The sequence below is a fragment of the Agrobacterium sp. CGMCC 11546 genome, assembly GCF_013365515.1.
Classification (GTDB): Bacteria; Pseudomonadota; Alphaproteobacteria; order Rhizobiales; family Rhizobiaceae; genus Agrobacterium; species Agrobacterium fabrum.
In genome coordinates this window covers 2,963,981-2,987,546 of sequence record NZ_CP047387.1, presented here as the reverse complement: position 1 = coordinate 2,987,546, position 23,566 = coordinate 2,963,981, and the positions used below count along the sequence as shown (strand labels likewise).

Sequence of the window (23,566 nt, the reverse complement as noted above, 5' to 3'; positions counted from 1 at the left end):
CAGGGCGCTTGTCTACGTAGAGAAAATCCTGTAAGCAATTTTCCATAAACCTGTACTACAGGTTGGAGGAAAAATGTTAAACGCCATTTCGCATGATTCCGGCCTCGTCAGCAGCACGATCGGCGCGATCACCCGCCATATCCGCGAAAACGAGCTGGCGCCCGGCGCGAAGCTGCCGAGCGAACTTTCGCTCTCGCAACAGCTGGGCGTCTCGCGCACGGTCGTTCGCGAGGCTTTCCGGTCTCTGTCGGCCATGCGGCTGATCGATGTCAGCGCGGGCAAGCGCGCAACTGTGGCGACGCTGGACCATGGTGCGATGTCGCTGATGTTCGAGCATGGCATTCACACCGAGCAGATCAACATACAGCAGATTTACGACGTACGCCGCACCATCGAAGTCAGAACCGTAACGCTCGCAGCGCTCCGGCGCACCGACGCGGAAGCGCTTACAATCCTCGACCGCGCCAACAATATGGAGCGGGACTTCAGCGACAATGACAGGGTGATGGAGCATGACCTTGCCTTTCACCTTGCTGTTGCCAGAGCCTCCAAAAACCCGGTTTTCGAACTCATTCTCGGCGCTTTCCAGAATGTGACACGCCAGACCTGGCCGATCGGCTGGAAAAGCCGCACCTCCGATGCACAGCGCCTCGCCGCGTGCGAACTGCATATCGCCATCGGACAGGCCATTGCCGCAGGCGACCCGCAAACCGCCTCAACGCTGATGGCGCGGCATTTCGATGAAAGTGTGCATGCACTTCTGGCAGCCGGCATTGCCTGATTTTTTCAACGCAGTCCCAGATGGAAACGACTGCCTCTGGAGGAGACACCATGAAAATCACGAAACTCGAGACCGTCCGTGTGGCGGAACGGACGAACCTGCTCTGGGTTCTGGTCCATACGGATGAGGGCATTACCGGGCTCGGCGAAACCTTCTTCGGAGCGGAGACGGTGGAGACCTATGTGCATGAATATATCGCCCCCCGCGTGATCGGCCGCGATCCGCTGCAGATCGACCTGCTGGCTCAGGACCTTGTCGGTTATCTCGGTTTCCGTTCATCGGGTGCGGAAGTGCGTGGCAATTCGGCCTTCGATATCGCGCTGTGGGACATTTTCGGCAAGGCCACCAACCAGCCCATCGCCCAGCTGCTCGGTGGCTTCAGCCGCAAGGAAATCCGCACCTACAATACCTGCGCGGGCACCGAATATATCAAGAAGGCCACCGGCCAGCAGACGGCCAATTATGGCCTCTCCGGCGGCAAGGACTATGATGATCTGAACGGCTTCCTGCATAGGGCGGACGAGCTTGCCCATTCGCTGCTGGAAGACGGCATCACCGCCATGAAGATCTGGCCGTTTGATGCGGCGGCGGAAAAGACGCGCGGGCAATATATCTCGATGCCGGACCTGAAAAGCGCGCTCGAGCCGTTTGAAAAAATCCGCAAGGCGGTCGGCGACAAGATGGATATCATGGTGGAGTTCCACTCCATGTGGCAGCTTCTGCCCGCCATGCAGATCGCCAAGGCGCTCACCCCCTACCAGACCTTCTGGCATGAAGATCCGATCAAGATGGACAGCCTGTCCAGCCTGACGCGGTATGCCGCCGTGTCGCCTGCCCCGATTTCCGCGTCCGAAACGCTCGGTTCCCGCTGGGCTTTCCGCGATCTCCTGGAAACGGGTGCGGCCGGTATTGTCATGCTCGACATCAGCTGGTGCGGCGGCCTTTCGGAAGCGCGCAAGATCGCCTCCATGGCGGAAGCCTGGCACCTGCCGGTTGCGCCGCATGATTGCACGGGGCCGGTGGTGCTCTGTGCCTCCACGCATCTGTCGCTCAATGCGCCGAATGCGCTGGTGCAGGAAAGCGTGCGCGCCTTCTACAAGACCTGGTATCGCGATCTCGTCACCGCTTTGCCCGAGGTGAAAAACGGCATGATCACCGTGCCACCGGGTGCCGGCCTCGGCATGGAGCTGCATCCCGATATCGAAAAGACCTTCACCGTCAGCCGCCGTTTTTCGGATGCCGCGTCGATCTGATCAGAACAGATTGCCCTGATTGCCCGGGTCAGAAGAAGCCGGTTTCGCCGGCTTCTTTTTTGGCGCGGCGGCGATATCCGGGGCGGTTGTCCCCTCTCCCGTCGTGATGGCGGAAACGCGACCATCGGCAAATTCCATCGACACCACAGCGCCTGAGGCAATGGCAGCAGCACGGGTCAGCGGCCGGTTCTCTCCGTTACGGATCACGGCATAACCGCGGTTCAGCACATTCTTGTAAGAGAGCGATTGCAGGATACGATCATGGGCGGCGAGACCGGAACGGTTCTGCGCCATACGGTGCAGCACCGCTGTATCGGCCCGGCGCGCTGCGGTGACGACCCGTTCCTTCTGCCGTTCCAGCTGGCCAAGCAGGCGGGCAGGAAGCGAACGCAGCGCGGAATCGAATGAATCAACCCGGCCTTTACCCTGCAACAGACGGCGCTCCACCAGGGTCTCGGCCCGGTGCATACGCTCGGTGACGCGCTGCCTGTGGTGTTTGAGACCGTTCAACAGGGTTTCCGGTCTCAGCCCCGAGGCGGAACGTTCGAAGGCGCGGCGCTTGTTCAGCGTCGTCAATTCCAATCCACGGCCAAGACCACTCGCAGCTTCATCGAAACGGCGGCGCGGCAGGGCCAGAAGTTGATCGAGCGATGGCAAAGCGCGCACCAAAGCGCGCACGCCCTGGCGGCGATTGTCCATTTGCCGCGAGACCGAACCGGAAAGGCGGGCAGCGAGACCGGAAAGCTGCGCTTCGAGTTCCGCCCGCACCGGCACCGCCATTTCGGCAGCGCCTGTCGGCGTCGGCGCGCGCACATCAGCGGCATAATCGATCAATGTCGTATCGGTCTCGTGGCCGACGGCAGAAATCAGCGGGATTTCGCTCTCAGCTGCCGCGCGCGCGACGATTTCGTCATTGAAGCTCCAGAGGTCTTCCAGGCTACCGCCGCCGCGCGCGACGATCAGCACATCGGGACGGGCAATGTCGCCACCGGGCTTCAGCGCATTAAAACCGCGAATGGCGTTCGCCACCTCCTCGCCCGAGCCTTCGCCCTGCACCTTGACCGGCCAGACGACGACGTGGACCGGAAACCGATCCGAGATACGGTGAAGAATATCGCGAATGACCGCACCCGTGGGCGAGGTGACGACGCCGATGACACGCGGCATGAATGGCAGGGGACGCTTGCGGGCCGCATCAAAAAGCCCCTCTGCCGCCAGCCGCCGCCGGCGATCTTCCAGAAGCGCCATCAGCGCGCCGGCACCGGCAGGCTCCAGGCTTTCGATGACGATCTGGTATTTCGAGGAACCGGGAAAGGTGGTGATCTTGCCGGTGGCGATCACTTCCATGCCCTCTTCCGGGCGGAACTTCAGCCGAGAAAACGTGCCCTTCCAGATCACCGCGTCGATACGGGCACGATCATCCTTCAGCGAGAAATAGGCGTGGCCGGAAGAATGCGGGCCACGATAACCGGAAATCTCGCCGCGCACACGCACCTGCTCGAAAGCCGTCTCCACCGTGCGTTTGATGGAACCCGACAGTTCGGACACCGAAAATTCGGCAAGATTGCTCAAGGCGGCGTGGGAGAAGATATCGCTCATGACCGTTTGTAACCAAAAGCCGTCGATTCGGAAATGCCGGTGCTCGCCAGCCAGATTTTAACGACGATGAAACCATATCCTCAACTAACGAGTTAGCAAAACAGGGTTTGGAGGAGAAAACAAGGGTTCGTTAGGGAACGAGACGCTACGTCTTGTTCCAGACCCGGCAACCAAAAGAGGAGGCGGCATCATGATTTTTCTTACCGCCACAGTGCTTGGCGTAACCGCAGTGGCGTTGCGTTCTGTGTTCAGCATCGTTTTCATCTGCATGATGATCATCGGCGCCTATGGTGTCGCAATGGTGCTTTCTTCCACGGCCGTGCCGCTGATGTCACTGCTCTTGGCGCTTGCCGGTTATAATTTCGGCGTCGTGGGTGTCGTTATCAGCCTTCTGGTGCTGCAGCGCCCGCGCTCCACGCAGCCGACGCTTTAAAAGCCCACCCCGTTGAGACTTCCGCACTTCGCGCTGACCGAAATTTGCGGATTAGCCGTCGATCTCGCCGTTACCTGTCTGCTTGTGTTCTATCTCCACGTCGATCCGCTGGCAGCCCGTTTGCCCGGTGCGGCGGCGGGACTTGCGACGAGCTGGCAGCTTAACCGGTCGAATGGCGCAGAGCTCAACGGCTTTTTGAAGAATGCCGTCACACTCACATCCCGGATCGTCGGCGTCGGCCTGTTTGCCCTGTTGCTATGGCGCAACCCGCTTTTGCAGCCGTTCATCCCGCTCGCACTTTCAGCGATCGCAGCATTGGTCCTGGCGCTTTACGGATATTTTCGGCTGCAAAAACAGCGGACTTAAACCGTTTCCCAACCATCCTTTTCCGCCGCGCGGTAGATGGCGTCGATGAAAAGCTGGTTCTTCCTCGAATTTTCCAAAGTAACGACCTGTCCCTCACCTCTCACCGCACGGGTAAAGGCCTCCGCCTCGAGCTTGTACTGGCGGCTATCCTGAAACCGGAAGAACTGCGACTGGTCATGGGCCTGATTGGTTAGTTCTATCTCTTCCGCACCCCAGCGGTTGGCGTTGAATGGTGACTTCACCTCGATGTAACCGTCCGTGCCGTGAAAGACCATGAGCTGGCGGGCGGCAAGCTGGGTTGCCAGATAGAAGCTCAACTCAAACGTGCCAAAATCGGCCCGGACGCTGGAATAGATATCCGTGCCGAATTCCCTGTCACGCTCGACGGTGGCCTGCACGCGCCTGGGCTCGGCGCCGGTGGCAAAGCGGGTAACGATGGTCGGGTAGACGCCGATATCAGGCAACGCCCCACCACCCAATTCGGGAATATTGCGCATATTGCCGGGATCACGATTGAAATAGCTGAAAGCGCCCTGCACATGTTTCAGCGTGCCAATGGCGCCCGACGCCAGCAAATCCCTCACCTTGGCCCAAACAGGGGAATAGGTGACCATGAAAGCCTCGGACACGATGACACCATTGCGGTCCCTCGCAGCGATGAGCGTATCAATCTCTTCTGCCTTCAACGCAATCGGCTTTTCGCAGAGAACATGTTTGCCGGCATCGGCAGCCTTAATGGTCCACTCCACATGTTGCGCGGTGGGAAGCGGAATATAGACCGCATCGATCACATCCGATGCCAGCATCTCCTCATAGGAACCAAAGGCATGGTGTACGGAAAAACGCTCGGCAACCGTGCGCGCCTTGGCGTGATCGCGGCTGGCAATGGCACTCACCACGCAGTTTTCCGCATCCTGTATCGCCGGAATGACGTGATCCTGAGCGATTTTCGCCGTTGAGATTATTCCGAAGCGCAGCATTTCATTCTCCCGCTCTGCCATTCACCGGAAACTTATCACCATCGCACGGGCTGGCAAACCTCCGGCAGGCAACGAAATTAGGTATGGCTGGATTTGTCCTTCCTTTGTCGGTCTGGGTGCTTTTATCCGCACAAACATAGGAGAATTATGCTATCCATGACCTCACTGGAGAACCATGAAATGTCCTCGTCCAACACCGCACTTCTCGTCATCGACGTTCAGGAATCCTTCCGGCATACCCCCTATTTCGAAGAAAGCGGGCTTGCCGCCTATCTGGAGAAGCAGCAGGCACTGATCGATGGCGCCAAGGCTGCGGGAATCCCCGTCGTGCAAATCTTCCATGTCGATGGCGACCGGGCCTTCTCGAAAGACAGCGGTTATATCCGCGCGCTGGAGGGGGTGCGGATTACCCCTGATGTCACCTTTCACAAGAGGCGGCACTCGGCCTTCGCCGGCACCGGTCTCGAGATCTGGCTAACGCAGAGAGGCATAAACCGGCTGATCGTTTCCGGCATCCGCACTGAGCAATGCTGCGAAACCACCACCCGGCACGCATCCGATCTCGGCTACAGTGTCGATTACGTGACCGAGGCGACGCTGACCTTTCCGATGACACATGCCTCCGGGACAGTGTTCAGCGCGGATGACATTCGCAAGCGGACCGAGCTGGTGCTGGCCGGCCGCTTCGCGCGCATCGCCACTGTGAGCGACGCGCTTGCACCGCTGAAGGCCGCAGCCTGATGGATAAAGGCGGCACACGCGTCATTCCTTTTTATACGCTTGTGCCGCCGCACGCGCTGCTGCTCGATATTGCCGGGCCATTGCAGGTGATCCGCTATGCCAATGACGAGCAGAGCGATGTTTTTTTCGACTGCCGCTACATTGCAGCACAGGAAAAGCAGCAGTCCTCGATCGGCCTTGGCATTTGCGGGCTTGAAACCCTGCCTGCCACCCTGCCGGAGAATGCCTTTCTGCTGATCTCCGGCAGCACGTCGCGCTCGGAGAGCGAACCGGAAACCCGGCGGGAGCGGCAGGCGTTGGCAGCATGGCTGCGCCGCGTCGTGGGTCTCGACACGACAGTTATTTCCATCTGCTCCGGCGCATTGCTGGCGGGTGAGGCCGGGCTTTTTGACGGGCGGAGCTGCACCACGCACAGCGACTGCATCGAGACGCTCCGCCGTGTCGCGCCCTTGTCCCAGGTGGCCGAAAACCGGCTGTTTGTCGAGGATGGCAACCGTTTTTCCAGCGCAGGCATCTCCACCGGCATCGACCTGATGCTGCATGTGGTTTCGCGGCTGACATCCCTCGCCGTCGCGGCGCGCATCGCCCAAACCATGGTCGTTTACCTCCGGCGCAACGGCAATGATCCGCAGATTTCCCCCTGGCTGACCGGCCGCAACCACATGCACCCCGCCATCCACCGGGTGCAGGACCGGGTGATGGCCGAACCAGCGCGGGACTGGTCGCTGGAGCGGTTGGCCGATATCGCAGCACTCAGCGAAAGGCATCTGTCGCGCCTGTTTCGCGAGCATACCGGCATCAGCGTTATCGATTACGTCAACCTGATGCGTGTCAATCTGGCCCGTGACATTCTTTCAAATAGCCGTCTCGATATGGAAGCCATCGCCGAGCGGGCTGGCTTTGCCTCCGCCCGGCATTTACGGCGCGTCTGGCAACAACACAATCGTTATCCGCCCAGCCATTATCGCGGCATTCAGGCCTGATTTTTCCGGCCGTCGCCCCCCTCGCTGATGAGTGACATCAAAGGAATTGAATGGTTATGCAGGCGGGCAATTGCTAACCTGCGGCAAAGTCAGCAACAGGAGCATTCCCGTGGAAAAACGAAGCCTTGGCCGCACCGGCCTCTCCATCGCGCCGATCGTCTTCGGTGGCAACGTGTTCGGCTGGACAGCGGATGAGAAGACTTCCTTTGCCCTGCTCGATGCATTTTTCGACGTCGGGTTCAACGCCATCGACACCGCGGATGTCTATTCCGCCTGGGTGGACGGGCATGTGGGCGGCGAATCCGAGGCGATCATCGGCAAATGGCTTAAGCAATCGAGCGTGAAGCGCGAGGATGCCGTTATCGTCACCAAGGTCGGTTTCGACAATCGCGGCCAGAAGACCGGCCTCAGCGCCAAGTGGATCGCGGAAGCTGTCGAAGCCTCGCTGAGGCGGCTGCAAACCGACTATATCGACCTTTATCTCGCCCATAAACCCGATCCTGAAGTGCCGCTGGAAGAGACGCTTGCCGCCTTCGCAAAACTGAAGGAACAGGGAAAAATCCGCGCCATCGGCTGCTCCAACTATTCCGCGAGCCAACTTCAGGAGGCGCTGGACGTGGCCACGAAGAATAATCTTCCGCGTTATGATGTGCTGCAGCCCGAATATAACCTCTATAACCGCGCGGATTTTGAAGGTCCTATTGCTGACCTTTGCGTCAAGGAAGAGATCGGCGTCATCAATTATTACAGCCTCGCCGCTGGCTTCCTGACCGGGAAATATCGCGCCAAGGCCGATACGGAAGGCGTCGCCCGCAGCTATCGCGTCGGCGACTATGTCAACACACGGGGTCTTGCCGTTTTGGGCGCCATGGATGCTGTGGCGGTACAGACCGGGGCCAAGCTCGCGGATATCGCGCTAGCCTGGCTGTTGCGGAAAAAAGCGGTGACGGCGCCAATCGCGAGCGCCACAAGCCTGTCGCAGCTTGAAAGCTTCAAACGCGCTGTCGATCTGAAGCTGACGGATGAGATGATGACCCTTCTCGACAAGGCAGGCGCATAAGATGGAACTCACAATTCGCGACACAAAGCCCGCTGACCGGGCGGAATGGCTGCGCCTCTGGAACGATTACCTTGCCTTTTACAAGGTCGATCTTGCCGAGGATGTGACGGAACACACTTGGGCGCGTATCCTCGATCCCACATCCCGCGTTTCCATGCGCGTGGCTATGCTCGGTGAGCGAATGGCCGGTTTCGCCATCCACCATTTCCATGATTCCACCTGGGTGAAGACACCGGACTGCTATCTGGAAGATCTGTTTGTCGATGGCACGATCCGCGGCAAGGGAACGGGCCGGGCGCTGATGGACGACCTCATCACTATTTGCAAGGATAGGGGCTGGTCGCGGCTTTACTGGAACACCGACGAAGGCAATCACCGCGCCCAGAAGCTTTACGACAGCTACGTGAAGAGCGACGGGCATATCCGCTATCGCATCACGTTCTGATCAACCGCGGAAGCGGAAGAAATCCACGAAGGCCCTCAGCGCCGGGCGCATCTGCCGGCGCGAGGGATAATAAATATAAAAGCCGTCGAAGGGTGCGCACCAGTCTTCCAGCACGCGGATGAGCCGGCCTTCCGCGATATCGTCCTCAACGCGCTGCTCGAAAACAAAGGCGAGCCCTGCGCCGTCGATTGCCGCCCGACGAATGAGGCTCTGGTCCGACAGGATCAGCGGCCCTTGAACATCAACCACCAGTGGCTTGCCGTTTTTCTCCAGTTCCCAGCGATAGATCAGGCCACTGGAGAAGCGCCGGCGAATACAGCGATGGCGGATGAGATCTCTTGGCTCGCGCGGCGATGCATTTTCCGCGAAATAGGCGGGAGCGCCGACGATCGCTCCGCGCCATGCGCCGCTCGCCTTCACCGCAATCATATCCGCATCGAGATGTTCTCCGAGACGCAGACCGGCATCGAAACCCTTCGCGACAATGTCTTCGAAGCGATCATCCGTTGAGATTTCGAGGGAAACATCGGGATAAAGTCGCAGGAATTCGCCCAGCCGTGGCACGATGAGATCCTCGGCGGCCAGTCTCGGCAAGGTGATGCGCAGGGGGCCAGCGGGTCTTCCACCATGCTCGGCAAGGGTCTCGATAACCGCATCAATGTCGGCAAGCGCCGGACCCAGCGTTTCGAGAAGCCGCCTGCCCTCCTCTGTCGGCGAAACGCTGCGGGTGGTACGATGCAGCAGGCGTAACCCGAGGCTCGCCTCCAGCGATGACACCGCATGGCTGACGGCGGAAGGCGCAATGGCGAGCTCGGCGGCGGCCTTGCGGAAGCTGCGGCCTTCGGCGACGGCGGCGAGAACTGCCAGCTGGGAGAGTTGCACACGGTTCATTGTTCTAAATGATAGAACAACCCAAGCGGATTTGCAGCGATTATTTTTACCGCCATGAGACGCTATTTTCTGATCACGCCCTGATGACGGGCGGCTCCTTATGGAAGGACGAACAGATGGAAAAGAGAACCCTCGGAAACAATCTTTCCGTTTCGGCGCTTGGCCTTGGCTGCATGGGAATGACCCATGCCTATAGCCCGACCGGCGATGAAAGCAGCGCAATAGCAACGCTGCACCGCGCCGTGGAACTTGGTGTCACCTTTTTTGATACGGCAGAGGTTTATGGGCCTTACAATAACGAAATTCTCGTCGGCAAGGGTTTGAAGCCCTATCGCGACAAGGTGGTCATCGCCACCAAGTTCGGTTTCAGGATCGACCCCAGCAAACCCGCAGGCCAGATGATGGTGGGCACCGACAGCCGGCCGGAAAACGTGCGCGCCGTCGCAGAAGCTTCGCTCAAACGCCTCGGTGTCGATGTCATCGACCTGTTCTACCAGCACCGCGTCGATCCCAATGTCCCGATCGAGGATACGGTAGACGCCATGGCCGAGCTGGTCCAACAGGGCAAGGTGAAATATCTCGGCCTGTCTGAAGCGAGCGCCGAAACTCTTCGCAAAGCGCACGCTGTTCATCCGATTGCGGCCATTCAGAGCGAATATTCGCTGTGGACCCGTGACGTGGAGGAAAACGGCGTGCTGGAAACCTGCCGCGAACTCGGCATCGGTTTTGTCCCCTTCAGCCCGCTCGGTCGCGGCGCTTTGACGGGCGCGCTGAAGTCACTCGACGGCCTTGCCGCCGATGATTTCCGCCGCGGCCTGCCGCGCTTCCAAAGCGAGAACTTCGACGCCAATCTGGCGCTCATCAAGCTTCTGGAGGACATGGCTGCCGAGAAGGGCGTCACCGCCGGGCAACTGGCACTCGCTTGGGTTCTGGCGCAGGGCGACTTCATCGTTCCAATCCCTGGCACCACGAAGATTGCCAACCTGGAAAAGAACGTGGCTGCAACGGATGTTTCGCTGACGGCGGACGAAGTCGCCAGCCTCGGTGCGTTGCTCTCGCCGGCAAAGGTTGCAGGGGAACGATATCCCGAACGCATGTCGCAGATGGCCAACCGCTAAAAAGAAAAGCCGCGGCAACTGCCTCGGCTTTTTTCATTCTATCATCCGCTCTCAGGCTTTCAGGCGCGTAGAACGCCGCCCGTCGATTTCTCGACATTGCCAACGATCTTGGCCGTCAAGGCTTCGAAATCCTCGTCGGTCAGCGTCTTGTCGACTGGCTGGATCTGGACCTCGATGGCCACCGACTTGCGGTTTTCGCCGAGCGATGCGCCTTCGAAGATGTCGAATACGTTGACGCCGGTGATCAGCTTTCGGTCAGCGCTCGTTGCGGCCTTGATGATGGCTCCTGCTTCCACCGACTTGTCGACCACGAAAGCGAAGTCGCGCTTGACCGCCTGGAACGGCGAAAGCTCGAGTGCAGGCTTGGTGCGGGTCGCTTTCTTCTTCGGCTCTGGCATGGCGTCGAGATAAATCTCGAAACCGCAATAGGTGCCAGAAACATCCAGCTCGGACAGCGTCTTGGGATGGAACTCACCGAAATAACCGAGCACGACCTTCGGACCCATCTTGATGGTGCCGGAACGGCCGGGGTGATACCAGGCGGGAGCGCCTGCTTCGATCTGCACATTGGCCATGGGCAGGCCGCAGGCTTCCAGCACCGAGAGAGCATCGGCCTTGGCATCATAGACATCCACCGGCTTGCCGCCACCCTTAGCCGCGTTGGACCACATGCGGCCGCTGCCAGCGAGCGAGGCCGTGCCACGGCGGATACCGCCGGCAACGCGACGCTGCTTCTCAGGCGTATCGCCCTCATAGGTGCCGGAAACCTCGAAGATCGCCACGTCGCCATGGCCCTTGTCGGCATTGCGCTGGGCGGCGGTGAGAAGGCCCGGCAGCAGCGAGGGCCGCATATCCGACATGTCGGCCGCGATGGGATTGGCCAGTTTCAGCGCGGGCGAACCGCCGCCAAAAAGCTTCGCCTGCGCTTCCGGGATGAAGGACCATGTGACGGCCTCCAGCATGCCACGGCTTGCCAAGGCACGGCGCGCAGTACGGGTGCGGATCTGCAGCGTGGTCAGGATACGGCCGTTGACGGCACCGAAGTTTTCCAGCGGTTCCGGCTTGATATTGTCAACGCCGTGGATGCGCATGACTTCTTCGACCAGATCAGCCTTGCCGTCGACGTCAGGACGCCAGGACGGGACGGTAACGGATACGCGCTCGCCCGTTCCTTCGACGCCAAAACCGAGGCCTTTGAGAATGGCGAGGCTTTCTTCCGACGAAACTTCGAGACCGGTCAGGCGCTTCACTTCCGACAGCGGAAAATCCACGACCTTGGGCTGATGGCCCTTGTAACCGACGACCTTGGCTTCGCCAGCGATGCCGCCGCAAAGTTCCAGAACCAGTTCGGTGGTGCGTTCCAGACCTGGAACCATATATTCCGGATCGACGCCGCGCTCGAACCGATAACGCGCATCGGTGATGATGCCGAGCGAACGGCCGGTCTTGGCGATGTTGATCGGATCCCAGAGAGCGGATTCGATCAGCACGTCGGCGGTGTTTTCGTCACAGCCGGAATGTTCGCCACCCATGACGCCGCCAATCGACTCAAGGCCGTTTTCGTCGGCGATGACGACATTGTTCGGGCCGAGCCTGTATTCGCGCTGATCGAGCGCGAGGATAGTCTCGCCCTCTTTCGCACGACGGACCGTGAGATCGCCCTTGACCTTGGCGGCGTCGAAGACGTGCATCGGCCGGCCCTGATCGAAGGTCATGTAGTTGGTGATGTCAACAAGCGCATTGATGGGACGCAGGCCGATCGCCATCAGGCGCTGCTGCATCCATTTCGGGCTCGGGCCGTTCTTGACGCCGCGCACGATACGCAGCGAAAAGCCGGGGCAGAGGGCCGCATCGTCCAGTTCCAGCTTCACGTCGACGGGCGTTGCGCCTTCCACCTTGAAGGAGGGCGCAGCCTTCGTCTTCAGCTTGCCGAGGCCGGAAGCGGCGAGATCGCGGGCAATGCCGTAGATCGACGTGCAATCCGGACGGTTTGGCGTAAGGTTGATCTCGATGACCGGATCGTCGAGACCGGCATAGGTGGCGAAAGACGTGCCGACAGGCGCATCTTCCGGCAGATCGATGATGCCGTCGTGATCGTCGGAAATGTTAAGCTCCTTTTCGGAGCACATCATGCCGTGGCTTTCGACGCCGCGTATCTTGCCGACGGCAAGCGTAACATCGATGCCCGGAACGTAAACGCCGGGACGCGCCAGCGCGCCGACAAGGCCGGCGCGCGCATTCGGCGCGCCGCAGACGATCTGCACCGGCTTGCCGTCACCCGCATCCACCATCAGCACCTTGAGACGGTCCGCCTCCGGATGTTTTTCGGCGGAGACGACCTTAGCGATGACGAAAGGCTTGTAGGCCGCCTTGTCATCGACATCCTCGACTTCAAGACCGATCGCCGTCAGCCGTTCGCAAATCTCGTCCAGAGTCGCATCCGTTTCGAGATGCTCTTTCAGCCAGGAAAGAGTGAATTTCATGTCGTTGCTCCTTGGCTAACCGGATTAAACGCTCAAACCGCCGAACAGCGTCGGCATGTCGAGCGGGCGGAAGCCGTAATGGTTCATCCAGCGGACATCGGCGTTGAAGAAATCGCGCAGGTCCGGCATGCCGTATTTCAGCATGGCGATGCGGTCGAGGCCCATGCCCCAGGCAAAGCCCTGATATTCATCCGGATCCAGTCCGCCGGCGCGCAGCACATTGGGGTGCACCATGCCGCAGCCGAGGATTTCCATCCAGTCCTTGCCTTCGCCGAACTTGACAATGGGGCCGGAACGGTCGCACTGGATGTCCACCTCGAAGCTCGGCTCCGTGAAGGGGAAGAAGGACGGGCGAAAGCGCATGACGACGCTATCGACCTCGAAGAAGGTCTTGCAGAACTCTTCCAGCACCCAGCGCAGATTGCCGACATGCGCCTTCTTGTCGATGACAAGACCCTCGACCTGATGGAACATCGGCGAATGGGTGGCATCGGAATCCTGGCGATAGGTCTTGCCGGGAATGACGATGCGGATCGGCGGCTTCTGGCTTTCCATGGTGCGGATCTGCACCGGCGAGGTATGGGTGCGCAGCACCTTGCGCTCGCCTTTTTCATCCGGCTGGAAGAAGAAGGTGTCGTGCATCTCGCGTGCCGGATGGCCTTCAGGGAAATTCAGTGCCGTGAAGTTGTAATAGTCGGTCTCGATGTCAGGACCTTCGGCGATCGAGAAACCCATATCCGCGAAGATGGCGGTGATTTCATCGACGATCTGGCTGATCGGATGGATACGGCCACGTTCGGTAGGCGACTGGCGCACCGGCAGGCTGACATCCACCGTTTCCGCCTTCAGCCGGGCGGCGATGGCCGCATCCTTCAGCGCGTTCTTGCGCTCGCCGATAAGGTCGGTGATTTCGGTCTTCAGCTGGTTGATGGCAGCGCCACGGGTCTGGCGCTCCTCCGGCGTCATGCTGCCAAGCGTCTTCAGAAGCTCCGAAACCGAGCCCTTCTTGCCGAGCGCGGAGACGCGCACGGCCTCGATGGCCGGCTCATCGGCAGCGGCGGCGATCTCCGACATCAGTTGCGATTTCAAGGTATCAAGTTCAGTCATCTTTTCCTGCCTTGCCGGACTTTTTAACAGCGGCGTCGGTGTTCACAGCATTCATCAGATAGTCGGTCGCCATGATAAAGCGTCGCAGATCACTACCCATCCGCACGCGCCCGATCAACCGGGCAAGCGGTAAAAATCGCCCGAGAATGCCGGTCAGGCGGCTTAATTCTTCGACTGCCCGGGGCGGGGTGTTTTCAAGCCAGCGTGAAAAGGCTGCGTCGCGGGTTTTAGGGGCATCACAGGCACGGGTCGCGACCTGCAGAAACAGCAGCCAGATATCGCGGGCCTGCGCCGTTTCAAGCGGCATGACCTCCTGCGGGCGCTCCTCGAAATCCATGAAACCGACACGGCCGTCCTTTAAAAAGAAATCACGCACATGCGGGCGGCCGTGGCAGAGGCCCGCAGCATGAAGCTCGCCGAGCGCTTCCGCGGATTTCACAAGCAAGGCGTCATGCTCCACCGGATCGGACGACTTCAGCGCATCCATCCGCTCCATGAGCGTCGGTCCGACATCTCCCAGCACCACCGCCGTGCGTGAAGAATAGATCAGCGGCGGAACCGGGAAGCCGCGTTGCTGGAACTGCTGCAATGTTTCCAGTTCTCGCTGCATGAGGCCCGCACCGTCAAGCGGTTCGGAAGGACGAAGAAAGGTGTAGGGCAGAAGTTTCGACAGCAGCTTCTGCATTTTCATCCACCAGGTCACCCGTTCCGTGCCCTGCCGTTTGATCCATACCGTCAGCTGCGAAAGCTCGACCTTCTGAATGCGCCGGTCACTTTTCAGGAGGACACGCATCACGGTTGCGATGTCATCGTCGTCAAGATGAACGCGAAAACCTTCCGTTTCCACAACCTCACTTTTATTGACCAGCATTTTCGTCCACCAAAGGTTTCGCTCCAAACGGCGTGAATACTCCAACTCTTCTAAATTTCTAAATTAAAAAACGCCGAGGGAAATGTATCAGCAGCTCAAAACGAAAAACCCGCGCCGGTTTCCCGACGCGGGTTTCAAATGACAACAGATTGTCCGCGCCGTAATTACTTTACAGCGGTTTCAAACTCGTTGGTCGTACCGGCATTCTTGAGGTACTCAAGCGCCTTCTTCGCTGCTTCAACGAGCGCGCCGAATGCTGCCGGCTCATGGATAGCCATGTCGGACAGAACCTTGCGGTCGACTTCGATGCCAGCCTTGTTCAGGCCGTCGATGAAGCGGCCGTAGGTCAGGCCGGATTCGCGAACAGCAGCGTTGATACGCTGGATCCACAGAGCGCGGAAGTTGCGCTTGTTGACCTTGCGGTCGCGGTAAGCGTACTGCTTGGAACGATCCACGGCAGCCTTTGCTGCGCGGATGGTGTTCTTGCGGCGGCCGTAGAAGCCCTTGGCTGCCTTGAGTGTCTTGGTGTGCTTGGCGCGGGAAGTTACGCCACGTTTTACGCGTGCCATGTCATGATCTCCTTAAAGTGTCCAAAAGTGCGGAAAAGTCTCAGAGACCGTTCGGCAGGTAGTTCTTGACGACTTTCTTGCCGTCAGCTTCGGCGAGAACCATGGTTCCACGCGCGTCGCGAATGAACTTGTTGGTACGCTTGATCATGCCGTGGCGCTTACCGGCGGCGGCTGCAACAACCTTACCGGTGGCGGTGATCTTGAACCGCTTTTTTGCAGCGGACTTCGTCTTCATCTTGGGCATTTTGCTACTCCGTTTTTTGTATCGAAACAGGCAGACGAGGCCTATTTCAAGCTATTCAGGAACGGCCTCGGCATGCCCTGCCGGACCGTTCGGACGCGCGCTTATAACCGCAGTCGGCTAAAAGCGCAACGGGGAATGAAAATTTCCCCTTGCGGCGGTGATTTACGCAGCTTTCAGAACTGGCGCAAATTATCTCGGGGCGAGAACCATCATCATCTGACGGCCTTCCAGCTTCGGCTCGGCTTCCACCTTGGCAATTGCCTGGGTATCTTCCTTAACCTGAAGGAGAAGCTTCATGCCGAGTTCCTGGTGGGCCATTTCACGGCCACGGAACTTCAGGGTAACCTTCACCTTGTCGCCCTCGTCAAAGAACCGGTTCATCGCCTTCATCTTCACGTCATAGTCATGCGTGTCGATATTGGGGCGCATCTTGATTTCTTTGACTTCAACGATCTTCTGTTTCTTGCGCGCTTCAGCGGCCTTTTTCTGGGTCGAGTACTTAAGCTTGCCGAGATCGAGGATCTTGCATACCGGCGGTTCAGCGTTAGGCGAAATCTCGACGAGATCGAGACCGGCCTCTTCCGCCATTTTCAAAGCCTGATCCGTCGGCATGCTACCGAGGTTCTGGCCCTCTTCATCAATAAGCTGAACTCTGGGAACCCGAATTTCCCGGTTGGAGCGCGGGCCCTCCTTAACGGGGGCATCGGCTTTGAAAGGTCTGCGAATGGTCGTATTCTCCTGATCTGTTTCTGGATCACGTCAGCAAAAAACAGCTTGTTTGGTACAAGCGGCGGAAATGTCGTTATTGCCGTGGCGAAGTCAATAGCATATCTGCCCGAAAAGATCACCTGTTGCCACGGTTTTTGCAAATACGCCGCCGATATTGCACGAAAATCAGGAGAATTGCATATACATGACCGAACAAACTGCTGAATTCCTGCATATAGGAATGGGCGAGGATGCCCGCAACATCGCCTTCCTCCATCGCCCAGCAACATCTCAGCCGGATGCACCCACGCTCGTCTGGCTCGGCGGCTATCGCTCCGACATGACGGGAACCAAGGCAGTTGAACTCGATCGCTTCGCAGCGGAAAACGGCCTTGCCTGCCTGCGGCTCGATTATTCCGGCCACGGCGCTTCCGGCGGCGATTTCAACAAAGGCACGATCTCGCGATGGCTCGAAGAGGCACTTGCAGTAGTGCGCGCCAAGGCGTCGTCGCGCGTCGTTCTCGTCGGCTCGTCGATGGGCGGGTGGATTGCGTTGCGCATGATCGAGGAGTTGCGCAAGGCGGGTGGCGGGCCCTCGGTCGCCGGTCTGGTTCTCATCGCGCCTGCGCCCGATTTCACGCAGGAACTGATAGAGCCCAGCCTTTCGGACGCGGAAAAGACCTCTCTCGCAGAGCGGGGTTATTTCGAGGAACATTCGGACTATAGCCCCGAGCCCAACATCTTCACCCGCGCGCTGATGGAAGACGGAAAGCAGAACCGTGTGCTCACGGGCATCATCACCACCGGCTGCCCGGTTCATGTTCTGCAGGGCATGCGCGATCCCGATGTTCCCTATCAGCATGCGCTAAAGCTCATCGAACATCTTCCGTCCGACGATGTCGTGCTGACGTTGATCCGCGACGGCGACCACCGGCTTTCCCGGCCGCAGGATATCGAGCGGATGCTCGCGGCCGTCAAAGCCCTTGCAATATAGGCATTTGCGCAACGCTCTTAACCATATTCAACGAGTCTTGCGCGCCATCGATTGCTAATGATTGACTCCTCCCCCCCATCCCTCTTAACTTTTCGTTAAGAATTTAAGGGACGGGTTTCATGATGAACGCACCGCTGGCGCGTGCTCTGCTGTTTGCAGTTGCTGCCGGGCTAATGACTGCTGCCTCCGCCATGGCGGAAATCAAGGGAAGCCCTTCCATGGTAACGGGCGGGATCACGTCCCAGCCAATCGGCCATTACGAGTTCTGTCAGAAATACGCCGACGAGTGCAACATCCGCAGCAAGGTGACTCCGCCGCCGCGCGTCACCGACTATGGCTGGGGCGTCATTCGCGAGATCAATACTTCCGTTAACACCACCATCGTGGCGATGACCGACCAGGAAATCTACGGCAAGGACGAGGTCTGGGAATATCCGACGACCGCCGGCGACTGCGAAGATTTCGTGCTGCTGAAGCGCAAGAAGCTGATCGAGCGCGGTTTTTCCGTGGCCGATCTACTGATCACCGTCGTGCGCAAGCCTGACGGAGAAGGCCATGCCGTGCTGACGCTTCGCACCACGGATGGAGATTACATTCTCGACAACCTCACCGACGACGTGAAGCTGTGGACCGACACCAACTACACCTATCTGAAGCGGCAGGCGTCCTTCAATACGGGCCGCTGGATTTCCATTGAAGATGGTCGCGACGTTCTGGTCGGCGCGTTGCGCTGACACTCAAATTCCAGGTCTGATATAATTTTGATTGAGCCCGCCATCCCGGGCTCTTTCTTTTTTTTCACGCGTTGCCGATGATAATGCCGGCCGCCAGCACCAGCGAGCCACCCAGCACCACCTGAAACACCGCCCGCAGGAACGGCGTTTCCATGAAGCGGTTCTGAATGAAGGCGATGGCCCAGAGTTCCACAAAAACGACGATGGCGGCAATCGCCGTGGCCGTCCAGAAATGCGGGATGAGATAGGGCAGCGCGTGGCCGAGACCGCCAACGGCCGTCATGATGCCCGACGCCAGGCCGCGCTTCAGCGGTGATCCACGGCCGGAAAGCTTGCCGTCGTCATGAGCGGCCTCTGTAAAGCCCATGGAGATACCCGCACCGACCGAGGCGGAAAGACCGATCAGGAAGGTCTGCCACGTATCCTGTGTGGCAAAGGCCGCCGCGAAGATCGGCGCCAGCGTCGAGACGGAGCCGTCCATAAGGCCGGCAAGGCCCGGCTGCACATAGGTCAGAAGGAACTGCCGCTTGGCGGTTTCCTCCTCTTCCGTGCGGCCGCCCTCATCAAGATGTTTTTCCTCCAGCATTTGGGCGATGTCTTCATGACCCCGTTCCGCCTCGGCCAGATCACCCAGGAGCTTGCGGGTGGATGCATCGGTGGTGCGCTTGACGGCTTCATCGTAAAAGCGGATCGCCTGCGCTTCCATCAATTCGGCCTGGGCGCGGATTTTCTCAAGCGACAGGTTCTTCACCAGCCAGTCCGGCGTGCGTTCGTAAAAACCGCGCACATGTTCGCGGCGGATCAGCGGAATGGTTTCGCCGAAACGACGGCGATGCATGTCGATCAGGACATTCCGATGCTGCTGCTCGACCTCGGCCATATCCTCGAAAACTTTGGCCGATTGTGGATATTGCGCGCGAAGGTGATCGGCATAGGAGCGGTATATACGGGAATCGTCCTCTTCGGACGAAATGGCGAGTGCCAGGATTTCCTGTTCGCCGAGCGAGGAAAAAGGGCGTTTGGACAGGGAAAAAAGACTGCGAAACATGGCTCAAACCTTTTTAGAATAATTCTAAATACATCCGCCTCGTGTCGAGATCAAGTCGTTTTAGAATAATTCTAACAAGGCAATAGGTCGCATTGCAGCCAGCGGCGCTGCGCGGTAAATTTGCCAAAAAGGAAAGACGATGCAGGATCAAATTGCAGGGCGAGCCGCCCACAATGCGGAAACTCAGGACAGGGCGGAAAAGGCCATGGCTGAGATCGGCGTCGACGCCGCTTTTATCGATCTGCTGGTAGAGACCTTTTACGGCCGTGTTCTTGAACACCCGACGCTTGGCCCCGTTTTTGATGCAAGGCTTGCCGGGCGCTGGCCGGAACATATGGCCAGGATGAAACAGTTCTGGACGGCTATCGCCTTCAAGAATGGTAGCTATGGTGGCAAACCGGTGCAGGCGCATCTGGGGGTAAAAGGCATGTCGGCGGAGCTTTTTCCGCAATGGCTCGCACTTTTTTCAGTGACGCTCGATGACATCGCGCCGAGCAGAAAGGCGCATGACTGGTTCATGGAAACGGCGGAACGCATCGCCAGAAGCCTGACGCTTTCGCTGTTTTATAATCCTGCAATGGATGACCCGGCGTTAAAACGCAGTGGGTCTTAAGGCAAAGAAAGAGCCACGCGAGTTTCAATATTCCCTCTTGATGGCCGCAGGGATAAATGTTTAGTAGCCAGCGGGAGGCGTACCGTGCGGTTCGCCTGTTTTTACAGACATAGCAGGGCTTATCGACATGGATCGCAGATCATTTATCCGCAAGGCGGGCGCCGTCGGCGCCGGTGTTACCGCAACCGCTCTGGCCGCTCCGGCCATCGCGCAGGAAAACCCCAAGATCACCTGGCGCATGACGTCGTCCTTCACCAAGGGCCTCGACATTCTGTTCGGCGCAGGCCAGCTCGTTGCCGACCATGTCAAGGAAGCCTCCGGCGGCAATTTCGTCATCCAGCATTTTGCCGGCGGCGAAATCGTGCCGGCGTTGCAGGCGGCGGATGCGGTGACGGCTGGCACCGTTGAAATGGCGCATACCTGCTCGTATTATTATGTCGGCAAGGACCCGACCTTCGCCCTTGGAACCTCCGTCCCCTTCGGTCTCAATGCACGCCAGACAAATGCCTGGTTCAACCAGGCCGGTGGCAACGAGCTGCTCAATGAATTCCTTGCCCAGCACAATATCTACTCGATCCTGCTCGGCAATACCGGTGCCCAGATGGGCGGCTGGTTCCGCAAGGAAATCAACACCATCGACGACCTCAAGGGCCTGAAGATGCGCATTGCCGGCCTGACGGGCCAGGTGATGCAGAAAGTTGGCGTGACACCGCAGCAGATCGCCGGCGGCGATGTTTATGCGGCGCTGGAAAAGGGCACGATCGACGCCACCGAATTCGTCGGTCCCTATGACGACCAGAAGCTCGGTTTCTACAAGGTCGCGAAGTACTACTACTATCCGGCATGGTGGGAAGGCGGCCCGGCCGTGCATGCTTTCGTGAACCTGCAGAAGTTCAACGATCTGCCTGAGAACTACAAGCGCATCCTGAAAGACGCCTGCGCCGCCGGCAGCGCCAGCATGCTGGAGCGTTACGATGCCCGCAACCCGAAGGCGCTAAAGGAACTCGTGGCACAGGGCGCCATCCTGCGCCCCTTCAGCCAGGAAATTCTCGACGTCTGCCACAAGGCAGCGCAGGATACCTATGCGGAGATTTCGGCCAAGAACGAGAGCTTCAAGAAGATCTATGAAAGCCAGCAGGCCTTCAAGAAGGACGCCTATCTCTGGGCCCAGATCGCCGAATATACCTATGATACCTACATGATGATCCAGCAGCGCAACGGCACGCTCTGATCCTCATTTCAATATCCTCAAACGGCTACCCGGCATCTGCCAGGTGGCCGTTTTAGTGTTCGATACCAGCTTCCACACCTCGCGTTCACGCCAGTCCACCGGGCTCATGCCGGTAACACGGCGAAATTCCCGATTGAAATTAGACTTGGTCTGAAAGCCGGCGGACAACATGATGGCCGTCACCGATTGCTCCGTTTCCTCCAGCAGTCGGCAGGCTTCGCGGATGCGGAGCTGATTGACATATTGCGAGACATTGACGCCGAGGGAGCGGTTGATCGCACCCGAGATTTGCCGGCTTGGCAGGCCGAGGCGTCTCGCAAGCCGGGACAGGTTGAGGTTCTCGTCGCGATAAAGCGCCTGCGCCTCCATCAGCCGGTCGACCCTTGCGACGATGTCCTTGTCTTGTTCTGATGGCTCTACCGTCGGCGATAAGTCCGAAGTCGGCTCCGCCGCCGTTTGCGGCGCTTTGCTTTTACCGGCGAGAGCCGCCATGAGACCGATCAACAACAATCCGAAAAGATTGGCATTGCTGACGAGTGCTGCAACATTCTGCCCCTGCGCCCATTCGAAATCAAAAAACACCAGCAGATCGACAAGAGCAGAAACGCAAAGAGCAGCCGCGGCGATGATAAGCGCCCGGTGTGCCGAGGCGACGCTGGCGAATTGCGCCTCGTCCAGCCCATCCGGCCCCTTCCTCCCAAGAAGAAGAAGCGCGACGGCGTGGCCGACAAAAATGGTGATCAGCGCGATGTCGATCGCCGCCGGAAATGCAAATTCCAGCACGACGATCAACAGTGGCGACAAGGCCAGACTGGCGAGCATCACCCTGCGGCTCTCCCGCCCCGCCCCCATCAATCCGCGAAAGGCGATGTAGATGAGAGGCGGCAGGCAGGAGGCAAGGATCGGCAGGGCATAACGCATTTCGCTGATGCCATAACCCCAACGTAGCCCGACGAGGACAGATTGCACGGCGCAAAGGGCAATGGACGCGAGAAAGGCCCGGTTGGTCCGCACGTCGTTTCCGCTTCGCAGGAAGACAATGAACATGACGACCAGCAGAAGCCCCACGACAAAAGGCAGCGGAATGAACAGCACGAACGATATCCCCTAAGCGAGACCCTATTTTGCCCAGTCATGGACCAGATCGCGTTTCGGTACGACCTCAAACGCGATCAAGGACGCAAAAAACCGGTGACGGCGCAGATTGCATCTCGTTCTTTTCACCGCACGGGGTTTTCATGCGCACCTTTACGACCATCACGACCTTCCTGTTTTCCGCTCTCGCCATCCAGCCGCTTTTCGCGGGCGAGGCCGTCGGCGTCAGCGACATCGCCATCCATTCGCCCGAACGGGGCAAGGATCTTGCCGTGACGATCTGGTATCCATCCGACGGCAAGGGCACACAGGTGATTTCCGGAGAGGATCGGATTTTTCAGGGCACACCCGCCTTCAAGGGCGCTGCGGCGCAGCCGGGCCGCCTTCCGCTGGTGCTTCTCTCTCATGGCTCGGGTGCCAGCGTGCGCAGCATGGCTTGGATCGCCTCGAAACTCGCGGGTGAGGGTTTCATCGTTGCCGGCACAAACCATCCCGGCACGACAAGCGGCGATTCCACGCCGGCCGATACGCCGAAAATCTGGGAGCGGACCGGCGATCTTTCCACGATCGCCACAGCCCTCACGACACAAGGCAAATGGTCCACCTCGATCGATGCGGGCAGGATCGGCGTCCTCGGCTTTTCGCTAGGCGGTAGCGCGGCAATGGAGATATCCGGCGCCCGCGCTGATCTCGACGCCTATGCGCGTTATTGCGAAGAATATACCACGATGCCGGATTGCCAATGGTTTGGTGGGGGCCGGGGTTATCTCAATAAAGAGCCGGTCAGCGTGCCCAAGCTCGATCTCAGAACCCTCGACAAGGCCCGTTTCGAACAGCAGAATCGCGATTCCCGTATCCGTTCCGCCGTACTGGTCGATCCCGGCCTCGCACTCGCCTTCCAGCCGGAGAGCTTGAGAAAGATCTACATTCCGCTCACCTTCATCAATCTCGGCAGCAAGGGGAAAATTCCGCCGGCGGTGCTGGCGGACAGGCTGGCGGCCGAAGTGTCCGGTGCAACCTATCAGCAGGTCGACGAGGCCGACCATTTCAGCTTCCTGCCCCTCTGCAAGGAAGGCGCCAGCGCGTTTCTCAAATCCGTTGGCGAGCGGGATCCGATCTGCGAACCGGCCGGGCCGCGTGATCGTTCTGATATTCATGCCGAGCTGGAAAAGATGATCGTTGCCGCCTTCAACCGAACGCTGAAGCCCGGACAATAAGC

At 59.0% G+C, this 23,566-nt stretch carries 25 protein-coding genes; 14 read left to right on the top strand and 11 right to left on the bottom strand.

Annotated elements, in window-relative coordinates; all coding sequences use genetic code 11:
* The first annotated feature begins 73 nt into the window (after window positions 1-73).
* Both GSF67_RS14675 and GSF67_RS14670 read left to right on the top strand, forming a co-directional pair.
* Window positions 74-781 (top strand): FadR/GntR family transcriptional regulator, encoded by a 708-nt coding sequence (locus GSF67_RS14675; RefSeq protein WP_006310118.1) that lies wholly within the window; start codon window positions 74-76, stop codon window positions 779-781.
* A gap of 50 nt (window positions 782-831) precedes the next feature.
* The gene (locus tag GSF67_RS14670; RefSeq protein ID WP_006310117.1) at window positions 832-2,034 is read left to right on the top strand and encodes a mandelate racemase/muconate lactonizing enzyme family protein; all 1,203 of its coding nucleotides are present in this window, start codon (window positions 832-834) and stop codon (window positions 2,032-2,034) included.
* Here GSF67_RS14670 and xseA read toward each other — a convergent pair whose 3' ends face one another.
* The gene (gene xseA, locus GSF67_RS14665; protein ID WP_006310116.1) at window positions 2,035-3,633 is read right to left on the bottom strand and encodes an exodeoxyribonuclease VII large subunit; all 1,599 of its coding nucleotides are present in this window, start codon (window positions 3,631-3,633) and stop codon (window positions 2,035-2,037) included.
* Window positions 3,634-3,823: 190 nt separating this feature from the next.
* On the opposite strand from xseA, the gene GSF67_RS14660 reads away from it, so the two are divergent.
* Together GSF67_RS14660 and GSF67_RS14655 are read left to right on the top strand one after the other, a co-directional pair.
* Window positions 3,824-4,066, top strand: a complete 243-nt coding sequence (locus tag GSF67_RS14660; RefSeq protein WP_006310115.1) for a hypothetical protein — start codon at window positions 3,824-3,826, stop codon at window positions 4,064-4,066.
* Between the two features lie 12 nt (window positions 4,067-4,078).
* The gene (locus GSF67_RS14655) at window positions 4,079-4,432 is read left to right on the top strand and encodes a hypothetical protein (RefSeq protein ID WP_006310114.1); all 354 of its coding nucleotides are present in this window, start codon (window positions 4,079-4,081) and stop codon (window positions 4,430-4,432) included.
* On the opposite strand, the gene GSF67_RS14650 is transcribed toward GSF67_RS14655, so the two are convergent.
* Window positions 4,429-5,412: a Gfo/Idh/MocA family protein gene (locus GSF67_RS14650; RefSeq protein WP_006310113.1), complete on the bottom strand. Its 984-nt coding sequence runs from the start codon at window positions 5,410-5,412 to the stop codon at window positions 4,429-4,431. The two genes, GSF67_RS14655 and GSF67_RS14650, sit on opposite strands and share 4 nt — an antisense overlap.
* 180 nt (window positions 5,413-5,592) lie before the next feature.
* On the opposite strand from GSF67_RS14650, the gene GSF67_RS14645 reads away from it, so the two are divergent.
* From GSF67_RS14645 to GSF67_RS14630, 4 genes are all read left to right on the top strand, one after another.
* Window positions 5,593-6,153: an isochorismatase family protein gene (locus GSF67_RS14645; RefSeq protein ID WP_035214565.1), complete on the top strand. Its 561-nt coding sequence runs from the start codon at window positions 5,593-5,595 to the stop codon at window positions 6,151-6,153.
* A complete protein-coding gene (locus tag GSF67_RS14640; RefSeq protein WP_006310111.1) occupies window positions 6,153-7,136 on the top strand; it encodes a GlxA family transcriptional regulator in 984 nt (327 codons plus the stop codon). The genes GSF67_RS14645 and GSF67_RS14640 overlap by 1 nt, the downstream gene beginning before the upstream one ends.
* A 109-nt stretch (window positions 7,137-7,245) precedes the next feature.
* Window positions 7,246-8,196 carry an aldo/keto reductase gene (locus GSF67_RS14635; protein ID WP_035214541.1) on the top strand — a complete coding sequence of 317 codons (951 nt, stop codon included), beginning with the start codon at window positions 7,246-7,248 and terminating at the stop codon, window positions 8,194-8,196.
* Between the two features lies 1 nt (window position 8,197).
* Window positions 8,198-8,641 carry a GNAT family N-acetyltransferase gene (locus GSF67_RS14630; RefSeq protein WP_006310109.1) on the top strand — a complete coding sequence of 148 codons (444 nt, stop codon included), beginning with the start codon at window positions 8,198-8,200 and terminating at the stop codon, window positions 8,639-8,641.
* On the opposite strand, the gene GSF67_RS14625 is transcribed toward GSF67_RS14630, so the two are convergent.
* Window positions 8,642-9,532 carry a LysR family transcriptional regulator gene (locus GSF67_RS14625; protein ID WP_006310108.1) on the bottom strand — a complete coding sequence of 297 codons (891 nt, stop codon included), beginning with the start codon at window positions 9,530-9,532 and terminating at the stop codon, window positions 8,642-8,644. It lies immediately after the preceding gene.
* Between the two features lie 116 nt (window positions 9,533-9,648).
* Between GSF67_RS14625 and GSF67_RS14620 the strand changes: the two genes are divergently transcribed.
* Window positions 9,649-10,650 (top strand): aldo/keto reductase, encoded by a 1,002-nt coding sequence (locus GSF67_RS14620; RefSeq protein WP_006310107.1) that lies wholly within the window; start codon window positions 9,649-9,651, stop codon window positions 10,648-10,650.
* Window positions 10,651-10,709: 59 nt separating this feature from the next.
* On the opposite strand, the gene pheT is transcribed toward GSF67_RS14620, so the two are convergent.
* The 6 genes from pheT to infC all read right to left on the bottom strand — a co-directional run bounded on the left by pheT (window position 10,710) and on the right by infC (window position 16,650).
* Complete coding sequence (gene pheT, locus GSF67_RS14615; protein WP_006310106.1) at window positions 10,710-13,133, bottom strand: phenylalanine--tRNA ligase subunit beta; 2,424 nt, start codon at window positions 13,131-13,133, stop codon at window positions 10,710-10,712.
* A 24-nt stretch (window positions 13,134-13,157) separates the two neighbouring features.
* The gene (pheS, locus tag GSF67_RS14610; RefSeq protein WP_006310105.1) at window positions 13,158-14,240 is read right to left on the bottom strand and encodes a phenylalanine--tRNA ligase subunit alpha; all 1,083 of its coding nucleotides are present in this window, start codon (window positions 14,238-14,240) and stop codon (window positions 13,158-13,160) included.
* Window positions 14,233-15,111, bottom strand: coding sequence for a lipopolysaccharide kinase InaA family protein (locus GSF67_RS14605; RefSeq protein ID WP_010970767.1), 879 nt, complete (start codon window positions 15,109-15,111; stop codon window positions 14,233-14,235). The genes pheS and GSF67_RS14605 overlap by 8 nt, the downstream gene beginning before the upstream one ends.
* A gap of 164 nt (window positions 15,112-15,275) precedes the next feature.
* Entirely contained in the window at window positions 15,276-15,680 is a 405-nt protein-coding gene (gene rplT / locus GSF67_RS14600) for a 50S ribosomal protein L20 (RefSeq protein ID WP_006310103.1), read from the bottom strand.
* Between the two features lie 40 nt (window positions 15,681-15,720).
* Complete coding sequence (gene rpmI, locus GSF67_RS14595; RefSeq protein ID WP_003493355.1) at window positions 15,721-15,924, bottom strand: 50S ribosomal protein L35; 204 nt, start codon at window positions 15,922-15,924, stop codon at window positions 15,721-15,723.
* 189 nt (window positions 15,925-16,113) lie between these two features.
* Window positions 16,114-16,650, bottom strand: coding sequence for a translation initiation factor IF-3 (infC, locus tag GSF67_RS14590; RefSeq protein WP_080728780.1), 537 nt, complete (start codon window positions 16,648-16,650; stop codon window positions 16,114-16,116).
* Window positions 16,651-16,837: 187 nt separating this feature from the next.
* Between infC and GSF67_RS14585 the strand changes: the two genes are divergently transcribed.
* Both GSF67_RS14585 and GSF67_RS14580 read left to right on the top strand, forming a co-directional pair.
* Complete coding sequence (locus GSF67_RS14585) at window positions 16,838-17,626, top strand: carboxylesterase (RefSeq protein WP_006310100.1); 789 nt, start codon at window positions 16,838-16,840, stop codon at window positions 17,624-17,626.
* Window positions 17,627-17,745: 119 nt separating this feature from the next.
* Window positions 17,746-18,360 carry a transglutaminase-like cysteine peptidase gene (locus GSF67_RS14580; protein WP_006310099.1) on the top strand — a complete coding sequence of 205 codons (615 nt, stop codon included), beginning with the start codon at window positions 17,746-17,748 and terminating at the stop codon, window positions 18,358-18,360.
* A 64-nt stretch (window positions 18,361-18,424) separates the two neighbouring features.
* On the opposite strand, the gene mbfA is transcribed toward GSF67_RS14580, so the two are convergent.
* Complete coding sequence (gene mbfA, locus GSF67_RS14575; RefSeq protein ID WP_006310098.1) at window positions 18,425-19,408, bottom strand: iron exporter MbfA; 984 nt, start codon at window positions 19,406-19,408, stop codon at window positions 18,425-18,427.
* Between the two features lie 139 nt (window positions 19,409-19,547).
* Here mbfA and GSF67_RS14570 point away from each other — a divergent pair, with 139 nt between their 5' ends.
* Window positions 19,548-20,021 carry a group III truncated hemoglobin gene (locus GSF67_RS14570; RefSeq protein ID WP_006310097.1) on the top strand — a complete coding sequence of 158 codons (474 nt, stop codon included), beginning with the start codon at window positions 19,548-19,550 and terminating at the stop codon, window positions 20,019-20,021.
* Window positions 20,022-20,148: 127 nt separating this feature from the next.
* Window positions 20,149-21,252 (top strand): TRAP transporter substrate-binding protein, encoded by a 1,104-nt coding sequence (locus GSF67_RS14565; protein ID WP_006310096.1) that lies wholly within the window; start codon window positions 20,149-20,151, stop codon window positions 21,250-21,252.
* A gap of 3 nt (window positions 21,253-21,255) precedes the next feature.
* On the opposite strand, the gene GSF67_RS14560 is transcribed toward GSF67_RS14565, so the two are convergent.
* Window positions 21,256-22,347, bottom strand: coding sequence for an AraC family transcriptional regulator (locus tag GSF67_RS14560; protein ID WP_006310095.1), 1,092 nt, complete (start codon window positions 22,345-22,347; stop codon window positions 21,256-21,258).
* 143 nt (window positions 22,348-22,490) lie between these two features.
* Here GSF67_RS14560 and GSF67_RS14555 point away from each other — a divergent pair, with 143 nt between their 5' ends.
* Complete coding sequence (locus GSF67_RS14555; protein ID WP_006310094.1) at window positions 22,491-23,564, top strand: alpha/beta fold hydrolase; 1,074 nt, start codon at window positions 22,491-22,493, stop codon at window positions 23,562-23,564.
* Window positions 23,565-23,566: the final 2 nt, after the last annotated feature.